The organism is Pseudomonas sp. R151218B TE3479 (assembly GCF_053629195.1).
The window spans coordinates 2,193,099-2,214,772 of record NZ_JBRJHV010000001.1; the positions used below are offsets into that span (position 1 = coordinate 2,193,099).

19 protein-coding genes are annotated in these 21,674 nt (G+C 63.0%); 9 read left to right on the forward strand and 10 right to left on the reverse strand.

The features are described 5' to 3' along the window. Positions 1-98 precede the first annotated feature (98 nt). A complete protein-coding gene (locus tag AB7M32_RS09710; protein ID WP_060739047.1) occupies positions 99-1,727 on the reverse strand; it encodes a glucan biosynthesis protein D in 1,629 nt (542 codons plus the stop codon). A gap of 361 nt (positions 1,728-2,088) precedes the next feature. Here AB7M32_RS09710 and AB7M32_RS09715 point away from each other — a divergent pair, with 361 nt between their 5' ends. After that, on the forward strand, positions 2,089-2,274 hold the full coding sequence (locus tag AB7M32_RS09715; protein WP_003198116.1) for a hypothetical protein: 186 nt from the start codon (positions 2,089-2,091) through the stop codon (positions 2,272-2,274). 44 nt (positions 2,275-2,318) lie between these two features. Here AB7M32_RS09715 and AB7M32_RS09720 read toward each other — a convergent pair whose 3' ends face one another. The 9 genes from AB7M32_RS09720 to AB7M32_RS09760 all read right to left on the reverse strand — a co-directional run bounded on the left by AB7M32_RS09720 (position 2,319) and on the right by AB7M32_RS09760 (position 11,409). After that, a complete protein-coding gene (locus tag AB7M32_RS09720) occupies positions 2,319-2,618 on the reverse strand; it encodes a type II toxin-antitoxin system RelE/ParE family toxin (protein WP_454249772.1) in 300 nt (99 codons plus the stop codon). After that, positions 2,581-2,844 (reverse strand): CopG family ribbon-helix-helix protein, encoded by a 264-nt coding sequence (locus AB7M32_RS09725; RefSeq protein ID WP_063322816.1) that lies wholly within the window; start codon positions 2,842-2,844, stop codon positions 2,581-2,583. Before AB7M32_RS09725 ends, AB7M32_RS09720 begins: the two co-directional genes overlap by 38 nt. Positions 2,845-2,990: 146 nt before the next feature. After that, positions 2,991-4,415 carry a gamma-aminobutyraldehyde dehydrogenase gene (locus AB7M32_RS09730; RefSeq protein ID WP_072408182.1) on the reverse strand — a complete coding sequence of 475 codons (1,425 nt, stop codon included), beginning with the start codon at positions 4,413-4,415 and terminating at the stop codon, positions 2,991-2,993. A gap of 147 nt (positions 4,416-4,562) precedes the next feature. Continuing rightward, on the reverse strand, positions 4,563-5,381 hold the full coding sequence (locus AB7M32_RS09735) for an ABC transporter permease (RefSeq protein WP_454249773.1): 819 nt from the start codon (positions 5,379-5,381) through the stop codon (positions 4,563-4,565). Then, positions 5,371-6,318, reverse strand: a complete 948-nt coding sequence (locus AB7M32_RS09740) for an ABC transporter permease (protein WP_072408186.1) — start codon at positions 6,316-6,318, stop codon at positions 5,371-5,373. Before AB7M32_RS09740 ends, AB7M32_RS09735 begins: the two co-directional genes overlap by 11 nt. A 1-nt stretch (position 6,319) precedes the next feature. Then, a complete protein-coding gene (locus AB7M32_RS09745) occupies positions 6,320-7,357 on the reverse strand; it encodes an ABC transporter ATP-binding protein (protein ID WP_454249774.1) in 1,038 nt (345 codons plus the stop codon). Positions 7,358-7,592: 235 nt separating this feature from the next. Then, positions 7,593-8,744: a putative ABC transporter substrate-binding protein YdcS gene (ydcS, locus tag AB7M32_RS09750; protein WP_092202283.1), complete on the reverse strand. Its 1,152-nt coding sequence runs from the start codon at positions 8,742-8,744 to the stop codon at positions 7,593-7,595. A gap of 90 nt (positions 8,745-8,834) precedes the next feature. Further along, a complete protein-coding gene (locus AB7M32_RS09755) occupies positions 8,835-10,292 on the reverse strand; it encodes a gamma-aminobutyraldehyde dehydrogenase (protein ID WP_454249775.1) in 1,458 nt (485 codons plus the stop codon). A gap of 202 nt (positions 10,293-10,494) precedes the next feature. Then, the gene (locus AB7M32_RS09760) at positions 10,495-11,409 is read right to left on the reverse strand and encodes a LysR family transcriptional regulator (RefSeq protein WP_092202279.1); all 915 of its coding nucleotides are present in this window, start codon (positions 11,407-11,409) and stop codon (positions 10,495-10,497) included. A gap of 184 nt (positions 11,410-11,593) precedes the next feature. On the opposite strand from AB7M32_RS09760, the gene AB7M32_RS09765 reads away from it, so the two are divergent. From AB7M32_RS09765 to AB7M32_RS09800, 8 genes are all read left to right on the forward strand, one after another. Continuing rightward, complete coding sequence (locus AB7M32_RS09765; protein ID WP_060739037.1) at positions 11,594-12,304, forward strand: tellurite resistance TerB family protein; 711 nt, start codon at positions 11,594-11,596, stop codon at positions 12,302-12,304. A gap of 871 nt (positions 12,305-13,175) precedes the next feature. Next, a complete protein-coding gene (locus AB7M32_RS09770; protein WP_454249776.1) occupies positions 13,176-14,798 on the forward strand; it encodes a methyl-accepting chemotaxis protein in 1,623 nt (540 codons plus the stop codon). Beyond that, positions 14,798-15,334 (forward strand): chemotaxis protein CheW, encoded by a 537-nt coding sequence (locus AB7M32_RS09775; protein WP_454249777.1) that lies wholly within the window; start codon positions 14,798-14,800, stop codon positions 15,332-15,334. Before AB7M32_RS09770 ends, AB7M32_RS09775 begins: the two co-directional genes overlap by 1 nt. Further along, positions 15,331-16,596 carry a CheR family methyltransferase gene (locus AB7M32_RS09780; RefSeq protein WP_454249778.1) on the forward strand — a complete coding sequence of 422 codons (1,266 nt, stop codon included), beginning with the start codon at positions 15,331-15,333 and terminating at the stop codon, positions 16,594-16,596. Before AB7M32_RS09775 ends, AB7M32_RS09780 begins: the two co-directional genes overlap by 4 nt. Then, positions 16,593-17,261 carry a chemotaxis protein CheW gene (locus AB7M32_RS09785; RefSeq protein ID WP_072408204.1) on the forward strand — a complete coding sequence of 223 codons (669 nt, stop codon included), beginning with the start codon at positions 16,593-16,595 and terminating at the stop codon, positions 17,259-17,261. Before AB7M32_RS09780 ends, AB7M32_RS09785 begins: the two co-directional genes overlap by 4 nt. Then, a complete protein-coding gene (locus tag AB7M32_RS09790) occupies positions 17,258-19,522 on the forward strand; it encodes a response regulator (protein WP_454249779.1) in 2,265 nt (754 codons plus the stop codon). Before AB7M32_RS09785 ends, AB7M32_RS09790 begins: the two co-directional genes overlap by 4 nt. Next, positions 19,519-20,529, forward strand: coding sequence for a chemotaxis-specific protein-glutamate methyltransferase CheB (gene cheB / locus AB7M32_RS09795; RefSeq protein WP_454249780.1), 1,011 nt, complete (start codon positions 19,519-19,521; stop codon positions 20,527-20,529). Before AB7M32_RS09790 ends, cheB begins: the two co-directional genes overlap by 4 nt. 45 nt (positions 20,530-20,574) lie before the next feature. Further along, positions 20,575-21,576 (forward strand): diguanylate cyclase domain-containing protein, encoded by a 1,002-nt coding sequence (locus AB7M32_RS09800; protein WP_454249781.1) that lies wholly within the window; start codon positions 20,575-20,577, stop codon positions 21,574-21,576. The last annotated feature ends 98 nt before the right edge of the window (positions 21,577-21,674 follow it).

Below are 21,674 nucleotides of genomic sequence, written 5' to 3' on the forward strand. Positions count from 1 at the left end.
CGTCTTCGCGAGCAAGCCCGCTCCCAGAGGGTAGAACATCAATCTACTGTAGGAGCGAGCTTGCTCGCGATAGGGCTAGCCCAGACACCCGATCGCTATCAGGGATACTTGCGCTTATCCGGTGCCGGCGGGAAGTACTGGTACAACCAGGTTTCGCTCAAGGTGCGGTCCTTGGTGCGAATGAACAGGCGCATCTGCACCGGGTCCACCCGGTCGTCGGTCGGGTACCAGTCGAAGGTAATGCGGTAGCCCTTGATCGCATCCAGCACCAACACATTGAAGTCCTTCACTTCGCCGTGGGAGCAGGTCACCACCGGTTCGATGCCGGTGCCCGGCGGCAGTTGGTCGAGGCCGCCGCCGCTGAAGTCCACGGCGAAACGACGTGCCCAGACGGTCGGGTAATGCTCGCCCGGTGCCCAGCCTTCGATAAAACCACCCATGCCTGAACGGGTGGCGTCGACGTGGGCCAGGTCGGTGCTGACCGGCGGCAGCGCGCTCCAGTAGAGCTTGTAGCCATAGTTCAGCGAATCACCGGCGGCCACCGGTTTTTTCGGCGTCCAGAACGCGACGATGTTGTCCAGGGTCTCTCCGGTGGTAGGAATTTCCAGCAGGTCCACCGAGCCTTCGCCCCACGCCGTCGTCGGTTCGACCCAAAGGCTTGGGCGTTTGCTGTACCAGTCCACCGTGTCCTGGTAACTGGCGAAGTCGTGGTCGGTCTGCACCAGGCCAAAACCTTTCGGATTGTTGTCGGCGAAGGCATTGAATTGCAGGGTGGCAGGGTTGTTCAACGGACGGCAGACCCACTCGCCGTTGCCGCGCCACATGGCCAGCCGATCGGAGTCGTGGATTTGCGGGTGAATGGTGTCGCACATGCGCCGTTCGACGGTGCCGCAACTGAACATGCTGGTCATGGGGGCGATCCCCAGTTGCTCGATGGCGGTACGGGCATTGATGTGGGCATCGATTTCCATCACCACACGGGTCGGCTGGCAATCGATGTCGAACCGATAGGCACCGGTGGCGCTGGGGGAGTCGAGCAGGGCGTAGACTACGAAACGGGTGCTGTTCTTGTCCGGGGTTTCGAACCAGAACTTGGTGAAATCCGGGAATTCCTCGCGCTTCTTGGCGTAGGTGTCAATGGCCAAGCCCCGGGCCGACAGCCCGTACTGGCCGCTGGCATCCACGGCGCGGAAATAGCTGGCCCCCAGGAATGAAACGATGTCGTGCCGATCCAGCTCCGGCGCCTTGAAGACACGAAAGCCGGCGAAGCCCAGGTCACCCGTCAGTTGCGAGGTGTTGACCGTGGTTTTCTCATAGTTGAACAGTTCCGGACGGAAGTGCACCTCACGGGCCATACGCGTCTTCGGATCGACGCTGTACATGCGCACCGGCTGCTTGAAGCCCATGCCGACGTGGAAGAACTGTGCGTCCAGTTGCCGTCCTTCCAGGTCATTCCATAACGAGTGATTGACGTCGTATTGGATGGCGTTGAACTGCAGCGGCGACATTTGCGCCAGGGTGGGTGGCAGGACTTGCTTGGTGTCGACGTAGCGGCTCTCGGCCAGCCGCCGGGCCTGATCCTTCAAACCGTTGAAATCGAAGGGACGGGCTTCGCCGTCGGCAGTCTGATCGGCGGCCCAGGCGCGTGCGGCCATGAGCCCTGAAGCCGACAGCCCGGTGTAGGCGGCGAAGGCCATGGAGGCCTTGAGCAGATTCCTGCGGTGCATAAATACAACCTTTCTCGAAACAATCCCGCGCCGATCCTGGCGACAGAGATTGGTAAATGAGTTCGGACATGCCTTTGGCCAAACGCGACGAACGTTAGAACAGATGCCTGAGAGCTGGATCGGTTCACCGAGGCGCAAAATCATAGGGGAAATAGGGGTTTTGAGAGAAAGGAAAGCGTGGCTTGGTCAAATTTTCTTACAGTTATTTCTTTTTTTATGTCGATTCCAACTTTTTTTGACTAATTACTCTAAAACTCCCTTTCCACGCTTTGAATCCTCCCTATTCTTTAGCGTGACAGACGAGCTAACCCGGGTTCAGACGGCGCTATCAGGTCAACCTCGACGTAAAGAAGGACAACTCATGACAAAAATACAGGGCATTACCGAAATGCTGGGGATCTTTCCAGGCCTGACCAACCCGCGCAGGACACGCCGGCTCAGCCTTGAAGAATTGAGGCTGGTGGAGCGCTATCGGGAGTTGTCGGAAAACGACCGCATCGCCATGCGCTATCTGGTGGATGCGATGAGGAGTGTTTCGCGGTTTTGAAGCGTGGCGCAGGTGAGCGGTCGGGGCAGGCGCGCCGGCCGACATCACTCCACCGACCAGTCCTGGGGACGTTCGGTGTGCTGGTGCAGTATCCGCAGGACTTGCAGTTGTCCCTGCTCGAGCCGGTACGGGGCAACGAACGGGTAGCGTGTCAGCACCAGCTCTCGAATATCGGGAACGACCGAAGGACGGCCCGAGCCGGGAAAGCGTTGCAGTTGGCGCAATGTCTCCAGGATGGCGAGGATGACCTCATCGGCGCCTTCTGCGCCGATAGCGCTTTGGTAATGTTCGTGGATCGAGTCGAGGTCACTCTGTGCTTTGTCGGTCAGTACGATGCTCGGCACGCTTTGCCCACTTAGCCTTCACGGCGTCCAGATCGGTCAGGTTTCCAGCGTCGGCATCGGCCATGCCTTCGCTGATGGCTTGCAGATGCCAGGATTCGGCTTCCACATATCGAACCAGTGCACGCTTGAGGTGATATTGGCGGTCGCGGTCGGTGGCGGCAGCCAGCAAGTCCAGCTGTTGGGCCAGACCTTCTTCCACACGAAAGGACAAAACGGGCGAGGCCATGGCTGATCTCCAAGGTGTATACGTTGTAGACACCCTAGGTGCTGCCAGGATTTCCGTCAACCGGCGGGCGTGCACCGATCGACGAAAACCTTAGCAGGACGAACGCCGGGCAGGCGCGAGCATGTGTTGCCAACGTTGTCTTGTCGTCAATGCTTGAACATCACATGCCGCACCACCGTGTAATCCTCCAGCCCATACATGGACATGTCCTTGCCATAGCCGGAACGTTTCTGACCGCCATGGGGCATTTCGCTGACGAGCATGAAGTGGGTGTTCACCCAGGTGCAGCCATATTGCAGGCGTGCCGACAGGCGATGGGCACGGCCGACATCGCTGGTCCAGACCGATGAAGCCAGGCCGTAGTCCGAGTCGTTGGCCCAGGCCAGCACTTGTGCTTCGTCAAGGAACGGGGTGACGGACACCACCGGTCCGAAGACTTCCCGGCGGACGATTTCGTCATCCTGCTGGGCGTCGGCCAGCACCGTCGGCTCGAAGAAGAATCCGTTGCCGTCCACCGCCTTGCCACCGGTGACCAGGCGGATATGCGGCTGGGCGATGGCCCGCTCGACGAAAGCGGCCACGCGGTCGCGGTGCTGGGCGGTGATCAGCGGGCCCATCTCGGTGTCGGATGCGGTTTGCAGGCCATACTTGATGCTGCCCACCGCGGCGCCGAGTTTCTCGACGAACTGCTCGTAGATGCCTTGCTGGGCATAGATGCGGCAGGCGGCGGTGCAGTCCTGGCCGGCGTTGTAGAAACCGAAGGTGCGGATGCCTTCCACGGCCGCGTCGATGTCGGCATCGTCGAAGATGATCACCGGAGCTTTGCCGCCCAGTTCCATGTGCATGCGCTTGACGCTGTCGGACGTGCTGGAAATGATGTTCGAACCGGTGGCGATGGAGCCGGTCAGCGACACCATGCGCACTTTCGGGTGGGTGACCAGCGGGTTGCCGACGGTCTGCCCACGGCCGAAGATCACGTTGAGCACGCCGGCCGGGAAAATCTCCGACGCCAGTTCCGCCAGGCGCAGCGCCGTGAGCGGGGTTTGCTCCGAAGGCTTGAGCACCACGGTATTGCCGGCGGCCAGGGCTGGGGCGATTTTCCAGGCGACCATCATCAGCGGGTAGTTCCACGGCGCGATGGAGGCGATGACGCCCACCGGGTCGCGACGGATCATCGAAGTGTGCCCCGGCAGGTACTCGCCGCCCGCCGAACCGCTCATGCAGCGGCTGGCACCGGCAAAGAAGCGGAACACGTCGGCAATCGCCGGGATCTCGTCGTTCAGCGCGGCGCTCAAGGGTTTGCCGCAGTTGTCCGACTCCAGCTTCGCCAGTTCTTCGCCGTGGGCTTCGATGGCGTCAGCCAGCTTGAGCAGCAACAGGGAACGGTCCTTGGGCGCAACCTGCGACCAGCTGTCGAAGGCGCTGTCGGCCGCACGGACGGCGGCATCGACCTGGGCTTCGCTGGCCTCGTTGATTTCCACCAGCACTCGCCCCAGCGAGGGGTTAAACACGGCCTGGCCGGGGCCTTCGCCGTCTACCAGGTGGCCGTTGATCAGCAGTTTGGTTTGCATGTCCAAGTCCTCTTGAGTTTTGTTTGTTGTCTGGGTGGGAGCGGGCTTGCTCGCGAATGCGGTATGTCATCCAATATTTGCACCGCCTGACACGCCGCTTTCGCGAGCAAGCCCGCTCCCACAGGAGATCCGGTTCCACCGTGACATTTATTTCCCGCCGCTACCGGCCACGCTCTCACCCCCGCGGGTCAGGTAATACGCGCCCAATATCGGCAACATCGTGACCATCATCACCAGCATCGCCACCACGTTGGTCACCGGCACGTCGCGCGGGCGGCTGAGCTGGTTGAGCAGCCACAGCGGCAGGGTGCGTTCGTGGCCAGCGGTAAAGGTGGTGACGATGATTTCGTCGAACGACAGCGCGAAGGCCAGCATCCCGCCGGCCAGCAGTGCCGACCCCAGGTTGGGCAGGATGATGTAGCGAAAGGTCTGCCAGCCGTCGGCGCCCAGGTCCATCGACGCTTCGATCAGGTTGTGGGAGGTGCGGCGCAGGCGGGCGATCACGTTGTTGTAGACGATCACCACGCAGAAGGTGGCGTGGCCGACGACGATGGTGAACATCCCCGGTTCGATGCCCAGGGTCTTGAAGGTTGCCAGCAGGGCAATGCCGGTGATGATCCCCGGCAAGGCAATCGGCAGGATCAGCATCAGCGAAATGCCCTGTTTGCCGAAGAAGTCGCGGCGGTACAGCGCCGCCGAAGCCAGGGTGCCGAGCACCATGGCGATCAGCGTGGCGATGGCCGCGATCTGCAACGACAGCTTGATCGCCTCCAGCACATCCGGGCGCGAGAAGGCGACGCTGAACCACTTCAGGGTCAGGCCCTTGGGTGGGAAACTGAAGGCCGCGTCCTCGGTGTTGAAGGCGTAGAGGAAGATGATCAGGATCGGGAAATGCAGGAACACCAGCCCGCCCCACGCCGCGATCCGCAAGCCCCACGAGGCTCGGTCTTGAGAGTCAGAGCGCATCGAAAGCTCCCAGTCGCTTGACGATGGATAGATAGACCGCGATCAGCACGATAGGCACCAGCGTGAACGCCGCGGCCATGGGCATGTTGCCGATGGCGCCTTGCTGGGCGTAGACCATGCTGCCGACGAAGTAACCCGGCGGGCCCACCAACTGGGGCACGATGAAATCCCCCAGGGTCAGCGAGAAGGTGAAGATCGAGCCGGCGGCAATGCCCGGGATCGACAGCGGCAGGATCACCTGCGTGAACGTCTGGCGTGGCCTGGCGCCCAGGTCCGCCGAGGCTTGCAGCAGCGAGGGCGGCAGGCGCTCCAGGGACGCCTGGATCGGCAGGATCATGAACGGCAGCCAGATGTAGACGAACACCAGGAAACGCCCCAGGTGCGAGGTGGACAAGGTGCTGCCACCCACGCCCGGGATCCCCAGCACGAACTGCAGCACCGGCCCCAGGCCCAGGTGCTGGACGAACCACTGCGCCACGCCGCCCTTGGCCAGCAGCAGCGTCCAGGCGTAGGCCTTGACGATATAGCTGGCCCACATCGGCAGCATCACCGCGATGTAGAAAAATGCCTTGGTCTTGCCGCGGGTGTAGCGCGCCATGTAGTAGGCGATGGGGAACGCGACGATGGCGCTGGCGATGGACACGGCAATCGCCATGCTCAGGGTGCGCAAAATGATGTCGAAGTTCGAGGGCTGGAACAGCGCCGCGAAGTTCGCCAGGGTCAGGTCCGGCGTGACCGCCATGGTGAAGTCATCGAACGTGTAGAAACCTTGCCACAGCAACGTCAGCAGCGAGCCGAGGTAGATCGCGCCGAACCAGAGCAGCGGCGGCACCAGCAACATCGACAGGTACAGGTTGGGCCGTCGGTACAGCAGGTTGGCAAAGCGCCGCAGCGGCGAACCGGGCGCAGGCGCTTGGGTGATGGCCAGGGTGTTCATCTCACACCTCGCCACTGACGGTGTCGTGCAGCGCGACCATCGCCTCACGGGCCCAGCGAACGCTGAGGTGCTGGCCGGTCTGGTGCTGGGCTGCGTTGTCGAGCCATTGGGTGTTGGCCTGGCTGAGGTTCAGGGTCTGGCCGTTGGCAAGTTTCAACTCGTAGCGTGTGGCGCTGCCCTGGTACTGGATGTCGTGCAGCAGGCCGTGGACCTCGATCTCACCGCTGGCCAACGGGCCCTCGGCGAAACGCACGTGTTCCGGGCGGATCGAGAACGGCTGTGGATAACCGCTCAGTTCCCGGGCCAGTTCGCCACGAATCACGTTGGAGGTGCCGACGAATTCGGCGACGAAGGTGGTCGCCGGTTTCATGTACAGGTTGCGTGGGGTGTCGACCTGTTCGATGCGCCCCTTGTTGAACACCGCCACGCGGTCGGACATCGACAGCGCTTCGGTCTGGTCGTGGGTGACGAAAATGAAGGTGATGCCCAACTGGCGTTGCAGCTTCTTCAACTCGCCCTGCATCTGTTCACGCAGCTTCAGGTCCAGGGCGCCCAAGGGTTCATCGAGCAACAACACCCGCGGACGGTTGACCAGCGCCCGGGCCAGGGCCACGCGTTGGCGCTGGCCGCCGGAGAGCTGCACCGGCTTGCGTTCGCCATAGCCACCCAAGGCCACCATCTCCAGGGCTTCGTTGGCGCGCTGGATGCGCTCGGCCTTGGCGACGCCTTTGACTTTCAAGCCGTAGGCCACGTTGTCGCGCACGTTCATGTGGGGGAAGAGGGCGTAATCCTGGAAAACGGTATTGACGTCCCGCTGGTACGGCGCGAGCCCGGTGGCTTCTTCGCCGTGGATACGAATCGAGCCGGCACTGGGTTGCTCGAACCCGGCGATCAGCCGCAGGCAGGTGGTCTTGCCTGAGCCGGACGGGCCCAGCATGGAAAAGAACTCGCCGTCCTGGATATCAATGGAGACCCGGTCAACGGCTTTCACATCGCCGAACTGACGGGATACCTGGGTGAACTGGACTGCAAGCGTCATGGTGCGGGGCTCCAAAAAGCGCGACTTCTATTGAGTCATGGCTGGATTGTCGGGCACGGACCTGTGGCGAGGGGATTTATCCCCGCTGGGCTGCGAAGCAGCCCCAAAGCAGTCGACTCAGTCTGCCTGATAGTCAGAGGCGTCAGTTTTGGGGGCGCTTCGCGCCCCAACGGGGATAAATCCCCTCGCCACAAGAGCAGATGTTCATCTGCTATGTTCATGCGACTAAAGGGACTTACCGCCCACCCATGATCGCAATGTAGTCCTGGGTCCAGCGGCTGTACGGCACGAACTTGCCACCCTCGGCCTGTGGGGTTTTCCAGAAGGCGATCTTGTCGAACTGATCGAAGCCGTTGGTCTTGCAGCCTTCGGCGCCCAGCAGTTCGCTGCCCTTGCATGCTGCCGGCACCGCAGGCAAGGAACCGAACCACGCGGCCACGTCCCCTTGGACTTTCGGTTGCAGCGACCAGTCCATCCATTTGTACGCGCAGTTGGGATGCTTGGCCTCGGCGTGGAGCATTGTCGTATCGGCCCAGCCGGTGGCGCCTTCTTTCGGAATGGTCGAGGCGATCGGTTGCTTCTCGTTCATCAGGCCGTTGACCTGATACGGCCAGGCACCGGACGCCACCACGCCTTCGTTCTTGAAGTCGCTCATCTGCACAGTGGTGTCGTGCCAGTAGCGGTGGATCAACGGCTGCTGAGCCCTGAGTAATTCCAGCACGGCCTTGTATTGCGCTTCGTCGAGCTGGTACGGGTCCTTGATGCCCAGCTCAGGCTTGGCGGTCTTGAGGTACAGGGCCGCGTCGGCGATGTAGATCGGGCCGTCGTAGGCTTGCACGCGCCCCTTGTTCGGCTTGCCGTCAGGCAGGTCCTGGGCGTTGAACAGCACGCTCCAACTGGTGGGCGCCTGCTTGAACACGTCGGTGTTGTACATCAGCACATTCGGGCCCCATTGGTACGGGGTGCCATAGGTCTGCTGGTTGACCACGTACCACGGCGCATCCTTCAGACGCGGGTCGAGATTCTTCCAGTTGGCGATCAGCGCGGTGTTGATCGGCTGCACGCGCTTGCCGGCAATCAGCCGCAACGAGGCGTCGCCGGAGGCGGTGACCAGGTCATAGCCGCCCTTGGTCATCAGGCTGACCATTTCGTCGGACGTGGCGGCGGTTTTCACATTGACCTTGCAGCCGGTTTCTTTCTCGAAACCGCTGACCCAGTCGTAGGCCTTGTCGCTTTCGCCGCGTTCGATGTAACCCGGCCAGGCAACGATATCCAGTTGACCTTCGCCAGCGCCAATGGCCTTGAGCGGTTCGGCGGCCTGGAGACTGACGCTGGTCAGCAGCGCCGTGGTGAGAGCACTGAGCAATACGGTCTTGTGCGCGTACATGGAAATCCCTCTTGCTTTAATTATGGTCGGGGCAGTGTTCGAAGCGGGTGAAACGCCATGGTTGGCCTGTTATTAGAGTAGTGCTATTGGCTACAGATGCTGGCCGTGGCGGGCCATGATGTGGCGCACCACGCTGTAGTCCTGGAGCGAATCGCTGGACAGGTCTTTCCCGTAACCCGAACGTTTCAGGCCGCCATGGGGCATTTCGCTGACCAGCATGAAATGGCTGTTGATCCAGGTGCAGCCGTATTGAAGCCGCGCCGCCACCTGCATGGCCTTGTCCAGGTTTTGCGTCCACACCGAGGAGGCCAGGCCGTATTCGGAGTCGTTGGCCCAGTCCACCGCCTGGCTGAGTTCGTCGAAGCGGGTCACGGTGACGACCGGGCCGAACACCTCGCGCTGGACGATTTCATCGCTTTGCTTGCAGCCGGCCAGCAGCGTGGGTTGGTAATAGAAACCGGCGCCGGAATGCACCGCCGCGCCAGTGATGCGTTCGATGTGCGGCTGGCCGAGTGCACGCTCGACAAAGCTGGCCACGCGATCGCGCTGGCGGGTGCTGATTAGCGGACCGATCTCATTGTCGGTGTCGCGCTTGCCGGCAAAGCGCAGGCTGCTGACCGCTGCGCCGAGCTCGGCCACCAGGCGGTCGTGAATCCCGTCCTGGGCGTAGATCCGGCAGGCTGCGGTGCAATCCTGCCCGGCGTTGTAATAGCCGTAGGTGCGCACGCCTTCGACCACGGCCTGGATGTTGGCGTCGTTGCACACAATCACTGGCGCCTTGCCGCCCAGTTCCAAGTGCGTGCGCTTGAGGGTTTTCGCCGCCGCCTGGAGGATCTTCTGCCCGGTGACGATGTCGCCGGTCAGCGAGACCATGCGCACTTTCGGGTGGCTGACCAGATGGCTGCCCACACCTTCGCCGCCCCCGCAAATGATATTGATGACGCCTCGCGGCAGGATCCTGGCCAGTGCCGGCGCCAGGGCCAGGATCGACAGCGGCGTGTGTTCCGAGGGCTTGAACACCAGCGTATTGCCGGCGGCCAGGGCTGGGGCGATTTTCCAGGCGGCCATCATGATCGGGTAATTCCACGGCGCGATGGACGCCACCACGCCAAGCGGGTCGCGGCGCACCATGCTGGTGTAGCCGGGCAGGTATTCGCCACTGAGCTGGCCGGTCTGGCAGCGCACGGCGCCGGCGAAGAAACGAAAGACATCCACCGTGGCGCTCAGGTCATCCTGGCGCGCCAGATGCAGCGGCTTGCCGCAGTTCAGGGATTCGAGGCGGGCCAGCTCATCGGCGTTCTTTTCGATGGCGCTGGCGATATCCAGCAACAGGTTCGAGCGTTGTTGCGGCGTGGTGCGCGCCCAGCCGTCGAAGGCGCGATGGGCGGCGAGGATCGCGGCTTCCACCTGTTCGGTGCTGGCCTCGGCGATGTGAGCCACCACCTCACCAGTGGCCGGGTTGAGGATCGGCTCGACAAGGCCTTCACCGGCAACGAACTCTCCGTCGATCAGCAACGCGGTGCACAACGGGGTTTGCGTGCCAGCCATGTCCGATTTCTCTTTTTTCGATTGAAACACAGAACCTGTGGGAGCGAGCTTGCTCGCGATGACGGTCTATCCGTCGACAAATGCTTTGCTGACACTCCGCCATCGCGAGCAAGCTCGCTCCCACAAGGGGTCGTGGTGATGCAGCAAGACTAGTGCTCAGCCTCAAGGCCGACAAATTCGAAATACTCAAGGCTGCATTCGATTAAATAGATGGCTTGCGCCCGCCATGAGGTTGTTCCCGGGCGACGGCCAGGAACGGGTCGACCGATGCCGGTCGCGCCGTGCCCCGGCGCCAGGCCAGGCCTACGTCGAGGGTCTGGTTGAGGTCTGCGATCGGTCGGGCTTCGATGATGTCGCCTTCCAGCGACCAGGGCCGGTAAGTCATGTCCGGCTGGATCGACACGCCCAATCCTGCCGCCACCAGGCTGCGCACCGCTTCGGTCGAGGCGGTGCGCAGGGTGACCCTCGGTTGCAGGCCGGCGCCGCGCCACAGGCGTTGGGCGTTGCGGTCCATTTCATCGACGTTCAGCTGGATCAGCGGTTCGCGGGCCACGTCGGCCAGGTTGATGCTGTCGTGTTCCAGCAGTGGGTGCTGTGCCGGCAACCACAAGCGGTGTGGCGAATGGGTCAGGACTTCGGTCTGCAAGGCGTGGCGGTCTTCCAGGTTGGACAGGATCAGCACCCCGACATCGATTTCGCCGCTGACCAGCAAATGCTCGATGTACGGCCGTTCGTCCTCCATCACGCGGATCTCCACGTTGGGGTAGGCACGCTGGAAACGGGTGAGCAGGTCGGCCAGGTAATAGCCGGCGACCAGGCTGGTGACGCCAATGGTGACTTGGCCGGCCACCTGATCGGTGCTTTGTTGCAGGCTGCGCTTGGCGTTGTCGACGGTGGCCAGGATCAAATGGGCCTGGCGCAGGAATTGATGGCCCTGGTGGGTCAGGGTCATGCCCTTGGCGTGGCGGCTGAACAGGCTGACGCCGATGTCCTGCTCCAGTTGCTGGATCGCCAAGGTCAGGGTGGACTGGGAAATGAAGGCGGTTTGCGCAGCCGCGGAGATAGAACCGGTTTCAGCCACGGCGATGAAGTGGCGGATCTGGCGCAGGGTCATCATGGGTGTGTACCCGGTGGCTGATTTTTATCGATGTGCTGGAGTGTATATCGTTTTTTTAGAAAGGTAGGTGAGTGTGTCTTCGGATGAGCCAGGCAACATCTGGAAGCAATCTCGCCTGCGGCGTCAGGGCACTTTCGATCTAGGCTGGGGGCCTTACGTTGACCCGACAATGTGGAGGCAACAAATGAACACCCGTGGATTGCTCGATCAGCTTCTCAAGTCCGGCCAGGAAATGTTGCAGAACAAGGCTGGCGGCTCACAGGGCAAGTCGTCCGGCGGCCTGGGCGGGTTGCTCGGCGGCTCTGGCAACCTGGGCGGGATGCTTTCCGGTGCGGGCGGCGGGGCCCTGGCCGCTGGGGCCATGGGCCTGTTGCTGGGCAACAAGAAAGCTCGCAGCTTCGGTGGCAAGGCCCTGGCCTACGGTGGCCTGGCTGCCTTGGGCGTGATCGCCTACAAAGCCTATGGCAATTGGCAGGCCCAACAGGGCACCGCGCCTAAAACCGAACCGCAGACCCTCGACCGCGTGCCCCCGGCGCAGGTCGAACAGCATAGCCAGGCGATCCTCAAGGCCCTGGTGGCGGCGGCCAAGGCCGACGGTCATGTGGACGAACGGGAGCGGCAGTTGATCGAAGGTGAATTCACCAAGCTCGACAACGACCAGGAGCTGCAACACTGGCTGCACGCCGAACTCAACAAACCCCTGGACCCCACCGACGTCGCCCGCGCCGCCAGCACCCCGGAAATAGCCGCGGAAATGTACATCGCCAGTGTGATGTTGGTGGACGAGGAAAACTTCATGGAGAAGTCCTACCTCGACGAACTGGCGCGCCAACTCAAGCTGGAGCCGGGGCTGAAGGTTGAATTGGAAAAACAGGTGCGCCAGGCGACTGCCTAAAACAGCCCCAATGCTATTCCCTGTGGGAGCGAGCTTGCTCGCGATGGCACCCGGTCAGTCACAGCATTTTTGACTGATACACCGCTATCGCGAGCAAGCTCGCTCCCACAGTGGTTTTGGGGTGTTTGGCAGTCCTGTGTCCAATGCTATCCCCTGTGGGAGCGAGCTTGCTCGCGATGCGCCCGGTCAGTCACAGCGTTTTTGACTGATACACCGCTATCGCGAGCAAGCTCGCTCCCACAATGGTTTTGGGGGGTGGCAGTCCTGTGTCCAACGCTATTCCCTGTGGGAGCGAGCTTGCTCGCGATGGCACCCGGTCAGTCACAGTATATTTGACTGATACACCGCTATCGCGAGCAAGCTCGCTCCCACAATGGTTTTGGGGTGTTTGGCAGTCCTGTGTCCAATGCTATCCCCTGTGGGAGCGAGCTTGCTCGCGAAGGCACCCGGTCAGTCACAGCATTTTTGACTGATACACCGCTATCGCGAGCAAGCTCGCTTCCACAGTGGTTTTGGGGTGTTTGGCAGTCCTGTGTCCAACGCTATTCCCTGTGGGAGCGAGCTTGCTCGCGATGCGCCCGGTCAGTCACAGCGTTTTTGACTGATACATCGCTATCGCGAGCAAGCTCGCTCCCACAGTGGTTTTGGGGTGTTTGGCAGTTCTGTGTCCAACGCTATTCCCTGTGGGAGCGAGCTTGCTCGCGATGGCACCCGGTCAGTCACAGCGTTTTTGACTGATACATCGCTATCGCGAGCAAGCTCGTTCCCATAGGGATGCACTCCATTGCGAGCAATCCTCCCACGCCGCCATACAGACGCCACGCCGCCCTCGGCTATACTCCCCAGCATTTCAAATGCCCGAGGTTTTATTGTGAAGAATTGGACATTGCGCCAACGCATCCTGGCGAGTTTTGCGGTGATTATCGCCATTATGCTGCTGATGGTGGTTGTCTCGTCTTCACGGTTGTTGAAGATCCAGGACAGTGGCGAAAAGGTCCGGACCGATGCGGTGCCAGGGGTGTACTTCAGTTCTATGATCCGCGGTGGCTGGGTCGACAGTTACGTCCTGACCCAGCAAATCGTCGGCCTCTCGGGCAACCGGGAAATCACCGCCGAGGACAAGGCCCGCTACCAGGGTTTCGAGCAGCACCTGCGCGAAGAGATACAGAACTACCAGAAGTTGATCCAGAACCCGGCCGACCAAGCCTCGTTCGACGAGTTCGAGGCCTTCCACCTGGCGTTCAATCAGGCGGTGGCAAAGGTCCTGGACTTGTACCAGCGCAAGGACTACGAGGGGGCACGGCTGGCGCTGGAGAAAGACCTGACGCCCGCATGGATCGGTGGTCGCGGGCATTTGAATCAGATCATTGAGCGTAATCGCGAGCTGGCGGAAAGCGCTACCCAGACCATTGGCGATGCGGTGACGGCGGCCAAGGTCGCCATGGGCCTGTCGTTCCTGGTTGCGCTGACCGTCGCCGTACTGTGCGGGCTGTTGTTGATGCGAGCGATCATGGCGCCGATGAACCGCATCGTCGAGATCCTTGCGATCATGCGCAGCGGCGACCTGAGCGGGCGCCTGAACCTGGCGCGCAAAGATGAATTCGGCGCGGTGGAAACCGGCTTCAACGACATGATGGCCGAACTGACCTCGCTGGTGTCCCAGGCGCAGCGCTCTTCCGTGCAGGTCACCACTTCGGTCACCGAGATCGCCGCCACCTCGCGCCAGCAGCAGGCCACGGCCACCGAAACCGCCGCCACCACCACCGAGATCGGCGCGACGTCCCGGGAAATCGCCGCCACCTCCCGGGACCTGGTGCGCACCATGACCGAAGTTTCCACCGCCGCCGACCAGGCTTCGGTGGCCGCCGGCTCCGGCCAGCAAGGCCTGGCGCGCATGGAGGAAACCATGCATTCGGTGATGGGCGCCGCTGACCTGGTGAACGCCAAGCTGGCGATCCTTAACGAGAAGGCCGGCAACATCAACCAAGTGGTGGTGACCATCGTCAAAGTGGCCGACCAGACCAACCTGCTATCCCTTAACGCGGCCATCGAGGCCGAGAAGGCCGGTGAGTACGGGCGCGGTTTCGCTGTGGTGGCCACGGAAGTGCGGCGCCTGGCCGACCAGACCGCCGTGGCGACCTATGACATCGAGCAGATGGTGCGCGAGATCCAGTCCGCGGTGTCGGCCGGTGTGATGGGCATGGACAAGTTCTCCGAAGAAGTGCGCAGGGGCATGGCCGAAGTGCAGCAGATCGGCGAGCAACTGTCGCAGATCATCCATCAGGTCCAGGCCCTGGCGCCGCGGGTGTTGATGGTCAACGAAGGCATGCAGGCCCAGGCCACCGGCGCGGAGCAGATCAATCACGCCTTGGTGCAACTGGGCGATGCCAGCAGCCAGACCGTTGAGTCCCTGCGCCAGGCCAGTTCCGCCATCGACGAACTGAGCCAGGTCGCCGTGGGGCTGCGCAGCGGCGTCTCGCGTTTCAAAGTCTGATGGGCGAACTCGATACCCGGCGTGGCGCTGCACCGACGGCCCGCCAGTCGTTGTTCCTGGTGTTCAGTATCGACAACGAACGGTACGCCCTGCAGGCCATCGATGTGGTGGAGGTGCTGCCGCGCTTGCCCCTCAAGCCGATTGCCCGGGCGCCGTCCTGGGTGGCGGGGGTGTTTGCCTGGCGCGGCACGATGGTGCCGGTGATCGACCTGTGCGCCCTGACGTTCGGCCAGAATGCCGAGGCCCGAACCAGTACGCGGCTGGTGCTGGTGCGTTATCGAAGCGATGGGCAACAAGCCGGGCAAGTGCTGGGATTGATCCTGGAACAGGCGACCGACACCGTGCGTTGTGATCCGGCCGATTTCAAACCCTATGGCCTGGACAATCGGCAGGCCCCGTACCTCGGCCCCGTACGCGAGGATGCCCACGGATTGCTGCAATGGGTGCGGGTCAATGACCTGCTCGACGAATCCGTTCGGGCGCTGCTGTTTCCTGCGCCGCCGCTGGGCCTCGACGACCTCGGGGCAACGCCATGAACAACGATCAACGTTTTTTCGATTTTCTCAAGGAACGCATCGGCCTCGATGTGACCTCCGTCGGCACCGCGATCATCGAGCGGGCCGTGCGCCAACGGATCAGTGCCGTGCCCGGGCGAACCGCCGATGAGTATTGGCAGGCCCTGCAGCATTCGGCCCCGGAGCAGCAGGCGCTGATCGAAGCGGTGATCGTCCCGGAGACCTGGTTCTTCCGCTATCCGGAATCCTTCGCGACCCTCGCCAGGCTGGCCGTCAAGCGCCTGGCCGAGATCAAGTACCTGCGTGCGCTGCGCATCCTCAGCTTGCCGTGCTCCACGGGCGAAGAGCCTTATTCCATTGCCATGGCTCTGCTCGACGCGGGCCTGGGGCCGCATCAGTTCAAGGTCGACGGCCTGGACGTCAGCCCGCTGTCGGTGGCGCGGGCCAAGGACGCGCGCTACGGCAAAAACTCCTTCCGTGGCGCCGACCTGGTTTTTCGCGAACGGCATTTCGACGTCGCAGACGAGGGTTACCGCCTCAGCGAACGAGTACGTGAACAGGTGCGCTTGCAGGTGGGCAACCTGCTGGATCCGGCCTTGCTGGTGCACGAGGCACCTTACGATTTTGTGTTCTGTCGCAACTTGCTGATCTATTTCGACCAGCCGACCCAGCAGCAGGTGTTCCAAGTGCTCAAGCGCCTGACCCATCAGGACGGCGTGCTGTTTATCGGCCCCGCCGAGGGCAGCTTGCTGGGACGCCTGGGCATGCGCTCGATCGGGATAGCCCAATCGTTCGCCTTCAGTCGCCACGGGGCTGTGGAGCCTCAACCGGTGCCGGCGTTGATGCCGCCGCCGTTGCCGATTCGTCAGCCGCCGCCCCGGGTCGTTGCGCCGGTGATTCGGCCGCGGCCGTTTGCCGCGAGCGTCACGCCGATTGCCCCACCCAAGAGCAGCGACGCCGCGACCTTGCTGGCTAATATCGCCGCCCTGGCCAACGGTGGCAAAAGCGCCGAGGCCCGTGGGGCGTGCGAAGAGTATTTGCGCAGCCATGCGCCGAACGCCCAGGTGTTCTACTGGTTGGGTCTGCTCAGCGACATGGCCGGCAGCGCGCTTGAAGCCCAGGGTTTTTATCGCAAGGCGCTTTATCTTGAACCGCAACACGCCGAGGCCCTGGTGCATCTGGCGGCGCTGCTGGCTTCCCAGGGAGACGCGGCCGGAGCCCGTCGATTGCAGGAACGCGCCGCCCGTAGCGGGCGCACGGCAGACAGTGAGCACAAACGATGAGCGGTTCGGCTTCTTACAACGTCACCCATGACGATGCCCGGGCAATCGATGATTGCTGGAACCGCATCGGGGTGCATGGCGATAAATCCTGTCCATTGTTGGTCGAGCATATCCACTGCCGCAATTGCGCGGTGTATTCGGCGGCCGCCACCCGGCTGCTCGACCGTTACACCTTGCCGCAGGATCAACGGGACTTGTCCCTGGCTCCGGTGGACAACGAGGTGGTCACACGCTCGCTGCTGATGTTCCGTCTCGGCGAGGAATGGCTGGGCCTGACGACGCGCAGCCTGGTGGAAGTGGCACCGTTGCAGCCTATCCACTCGTTGCCCCACCAACGCTCACGGGCCTTGCTGGGCGTGGCGAATGTGCGCGGGGCACTGGTGGCCTGCCTGTCGCTGGTGGAGCTGTTGGACCTGGAGCCCGGCGCGGCGGTTGCCGGTACACGGGTCATGCCGCGCATGTTGATTGTCGCGGCCAAGGGCGGGCCGGTGGTGGTGCCGGTGGATGAGGTGGACGGCATCCATGCCATCGATGAACGCATCCTGGCGAGCGCTTCGCCGTCGGCGGGCAAGTACACCCGTGGCGTGTTGCCCTACAAAGGCCGCAGCCTGCGTTGGCTGGATGAAGAACAGCTGCTGTCCGCCGTGGCCCGGAGCCTGTCATGACCCCTGACCAGATGCGCGACGCCTCATTGCTGGAACTGTTCAGCCTGGAAGCCGAAGCCCAGGTCCAGGTGCTGAGCACCGGCTTGCTGGCCTTGGAGCGCGATCCGACCCAGGCCGACTACCTCGAGTCGTGCATGCGCGCGGCGCATTCCCTCAAGGGCGCGGCACGGATCGTCGGGGTGGACGCCGGTGTCAGCGTGGCCCACGTCATGGAGGATTGCCTGGTCGGTGCCCAGGAGCGGCGCCTGGTGCTGGGGGCCGAGCACATCGATGCCTTGCTGCAAGGCACTGACCTGCTGACGCGCATCGCCACGCCGGGCAACAACGTCGGCGCCCCGGACATCGACGCCTATGTGGCGTTGATGGGGCGTTTGCTCGACCCCAACGCTGCACCAATGCCGGCGCCGGTACCGAAAAGCATCGAGGTGCCTGTCGACCCCATCAGTGTCGAGCTGCTCGTTCCGGAGCCGTTCGCGGCACCGGAGCCGGTTCCGAAGAATAAACGGGTCACTGAAGGCGGCGAGCGGGTCTTGCGGGTCACGGCCGAACGCCTCAACAGTTTGCTCGACCTGTCGAGCAAGTCCTTGGTCGAGACCCAGCGCCTCAAGCCCTGGCTGGCGACGCTGCAACGGCTCAAGCGCCAGCAAGGCACTGGCTTGCGCGCCCTTGAAGAGCTGAACGTGCACCTCAAGGACCATGCCCTGAGCCTCCAGGCCCAGGAAGCCCTTGGCGATGCACGCCGCTTGCTCGCCGAGACCCAGCAGTTGCTGGCGCAGAAAACCGTCGAGCTGGATGAGTTCGCCTGGCAGGCCAGTCAACGGGCGCAGGTGCTGTACGACACGGCGCTGGCCTGTCGCATGCGGCCGTTCGCCGATGTGCTGTCGGGGCAGGTACGTATGGTCCGTGACCTGGGCCGCAGCCTGGGCAAGCAGGTGCGCCTGGAGATCGAAGGTGAGAAAACCCAGGTCGACCGCGATGTGCTGGAAAAGCTCGAAGCGCCACTGACCCACTTGCTGCGCAACGCCGTGGACCACGGCATCGAAGCCCCGGAGCAACGGATACTGGCCGGCAAGCCCGCCGAAGGCCTGATCCGCCTGCGCGCCTCTCATCAGGCTGGTCTGCTGGTCTTGGAGTTGGCGGACGACGGTGCCGGGGTAGACCTGGAGCGGGTGCGCCGCAGCATTGTCGAGCGCGGTCTTTCTCCCGAGCAAACCGTCGCCAGTCTGAGCGAGGAGGAACTGCTCACCTTTCTGTTCCTGCCTGGTTTCAGCCTGCGCGACAAAGTCACCGAAGTGTCCGGGCGCGGCGTCGGCCTGGACGCGGTCCAGCATATGGTCCGGCAGTTGCGCGGGGCGGTGGTGCTGGAGCAGACGGCGGGCGAGGGCAGTCGTTTCCATCTCGAGGTGCCGTTGACGCTGTCGGTGGTGCGCAGTCTGGTGGTGGAAGTCGGCAATGAGGCGTATGCCTTCCCCCTGGTCCACATCGAACGCATGTGCGACCTGGCGCCGGAAGATATCGTCCAGGTCGAAGGGCGTCAGCATTTCTGGCACGAAGGCCGGCATATCGGCTTGGTCGCCGCCAGCCAGTTGCTCAATCGCCCGCCGACGCAGAACGGCGGCCAGACCCTCAAGGTCGTGGTGATCCGCGAGCGCGAGACGATCTACGGGGTGGCGGTGGAGCGGTTCATCGGCGAGCGAACCCTGGTCGTCCTGCCCCTGGACGAACGCCTGGGCAAGGTCCAGGACATTTCCGCCGGGGCCCTGCTCGACGATGGTTCGGTGGTGTTGATTATCGATGTCGAAGACCTGCTGCGCTCGGTGGAAAAATTGCTCGATACCGGGCGCCTGGAGCGCATCGCTCGGCAGGACCAGGCCCAGGCCCCGCGCAAGCGGATCCTGGTGGTGGACGATTCCCTGACCGTGCGCGAGCTGCAACGCAAGTTGCTGCTCAATCGCGGCTACGACGTGGCGGTGGCGGTGGATGGCATGGATGGTTGGAATGCATTGCGCTCAGAGGATTTCGACTTGCTGATCACCGATATCGACATGCCGCGCATGGACGGTATCGAGCTGGTATCGCTATTGCGGCGCGACAACCGCTTGCAGTCGCTGCCGGTGATGGTGGTGTCCTACAAGGATCGCGAAGAAGATCGTCGCCGTGGCCTCGACGCCGGCGCCGACTATTATTTGGCCAAGGCGAGTTTCCACGACGACGCCTTGCTCGACGCCGTGGTTGAATTGATCGGAGGGGCCCGCGCTTGAAGATCGCCATCGTCAATGACATGCCCCTGGCGGTCGAGGCCCTGCGTCGCGCCCTGGCGTTCGAGCCTGCGCATCAACTGGTCTGGGTGGCCGCCAACGGGGCCGAGGCGGTGCAGCGTTGCGCCGAATACACCCCGGACCTGATCCTGATGGACCTGTTCATGCCGATCATGGACGGGGTGGAGGCCACCCGGCGGATCATGGCCGACAGCCCCTGCGCTATCGTGATAGTCACCGGGGACAGCCAGCAGAACGTCCACCGGGTGTTCGAGGCCATGGGCCATGGCGCGCTGGATGTGGTCGATACCCCGGCCCTGGGCGTCGGTAATCCGGCGGACGCGGCTGCACCGCTGCTGCGCAAGATCGCCAACATCGGCTGGCTGATCGGTGAGCGCAACAAGCGTGAGCGCCCCGCGCCCGCGGCGCAGCGTGCGGCCGTGTCGCGCAAGAGCCTGGTGGCCATCGGGTCATCGGCGGGCGGGCCGGCGGCGCTGGAAGTGCTGCTCAAGGCGTTGCCGCGGGACTTTGCCCCAGCGATCGTGCTGGTCCAGCATGTGGATGAGGTGTTCGCCGCGGGCATGGCCGAGTGGCTGGGCAGTGTGTCGGGTCACACGGTGCGCCTGGCCCGGCACGGCGAGACGCCGCAAAGTGGCACGGTGTTGCTGGCCGGGACCAACCATCACCTGCGTTTGTTGAAGGACGGCACCCTGGCCTACACCGCCGAGCCGGTGAACGAGATCTACCGGCCCTCCATCGACGTGTTTTTTGAAAGTGTCGCCCAGTACTGGAGCGGTGACGCGGTGGGCGTACTGCTCACCGGCATGGGCCGCGACGGTGCGCAAGGGCTTAAACTCATGCGCCAGCAGGGCTATGTGACCATCGCTCAGGACCAGCGCAGCAGCGCGGTGTACGGCATGCCCAAAGCAGCGGCCGCCATCGATGCCGCCGTCCATATTCTTGCCCTGGACGCCATCGCGCCACGGCTGTTGGAGATTGTGACCCCATGAAGAACCCCGCGAGCCTTGCCCCAGGCCGTACCCAGGTAGGCCATCATGAATGATCTGCAGCTCGACGATTTCAAGCGCGATGAGAACGCCGCCATGGTCTTGCTCGTCGACGATCAGGCGATGATCGGCGAAGCGGTGCGGCGCGGGCTATCGAATGAAGAAAACATCGACTTCCATTTCTGCTCCGATCCCCACCAGGCCATTGCCCAAGCGATTCGCATCAAGCCGACGGTGATTCTTCAGGACCTGGTGATGCCCGGCCTGGATGGCCTGAGCCTGGTGCGCGAGTACCGTAACCATCCCGCCACCCGCGATATCCCGATCATTGTCCTGTCCACCAAGGAGGACCCGCTGGTCAAGAGCGCGGCGTTCGCCGCCGGGGCCAACGACTACCTGGTCAAGCTGCCGGACAACATCGAACTGGTGGCGCGCATCCGCTATCACTCGCGTTCCTACATGATGCTGTTGCAGCGCGACGCGGCCTATCGCGCACTGCGAGTCAGCCAGCAGCAACTGCTCGACACCAACCTGGTGCTGCAACGATTGATGAACTCCGACGGCCTGACCGGGCTGTCCAATCGCCGGCATTTCGATGAGTACCTGGAGCTGGAATGGCGCCGGGCGATGCGCGACCAGAGCCAACTGTCGCTGCTGATGATCGACGTGGACTACTTCAAGGCCTACAACGACAACTTCGGTCACCTGGAAGGCGACGAAGCCCTGCGCAAGGTCGCCACGGCGATCCGCGAGGCGTGCAGCCGTCCGTCCGACTTGCCGGCCCGCTACGGCGGTGAAGAGTTCGCCCTGGTGCTGCCTGGCACCTCGCCGGGCGGTGCCCGGTTGATGGCCGAGAAACTGCGCCAGAGCGTCGTCGCCCTGAAAATCCCCCATACCACGCCCGACGGCGGCGAGAACCTGACCATCAGCATTGGTGTCTCGACCGTCACGCCGCAGCAAGGTGGCGATTGCCGGCAACTGATCTCGGCGGCGGACAAGGGGCTGTACCTGGCCAAGCACAATGGGCGTAATCGGGTGGGGGTCGAATAATACAGCTGGGCGAGGTGGCTTTCGTGGCGAGGGAGCTTGCTCCCGCTGGGCTGCGCAGCAGGCCTGAAACCAGACGGCTCGGTGTATCAGATGAGTTG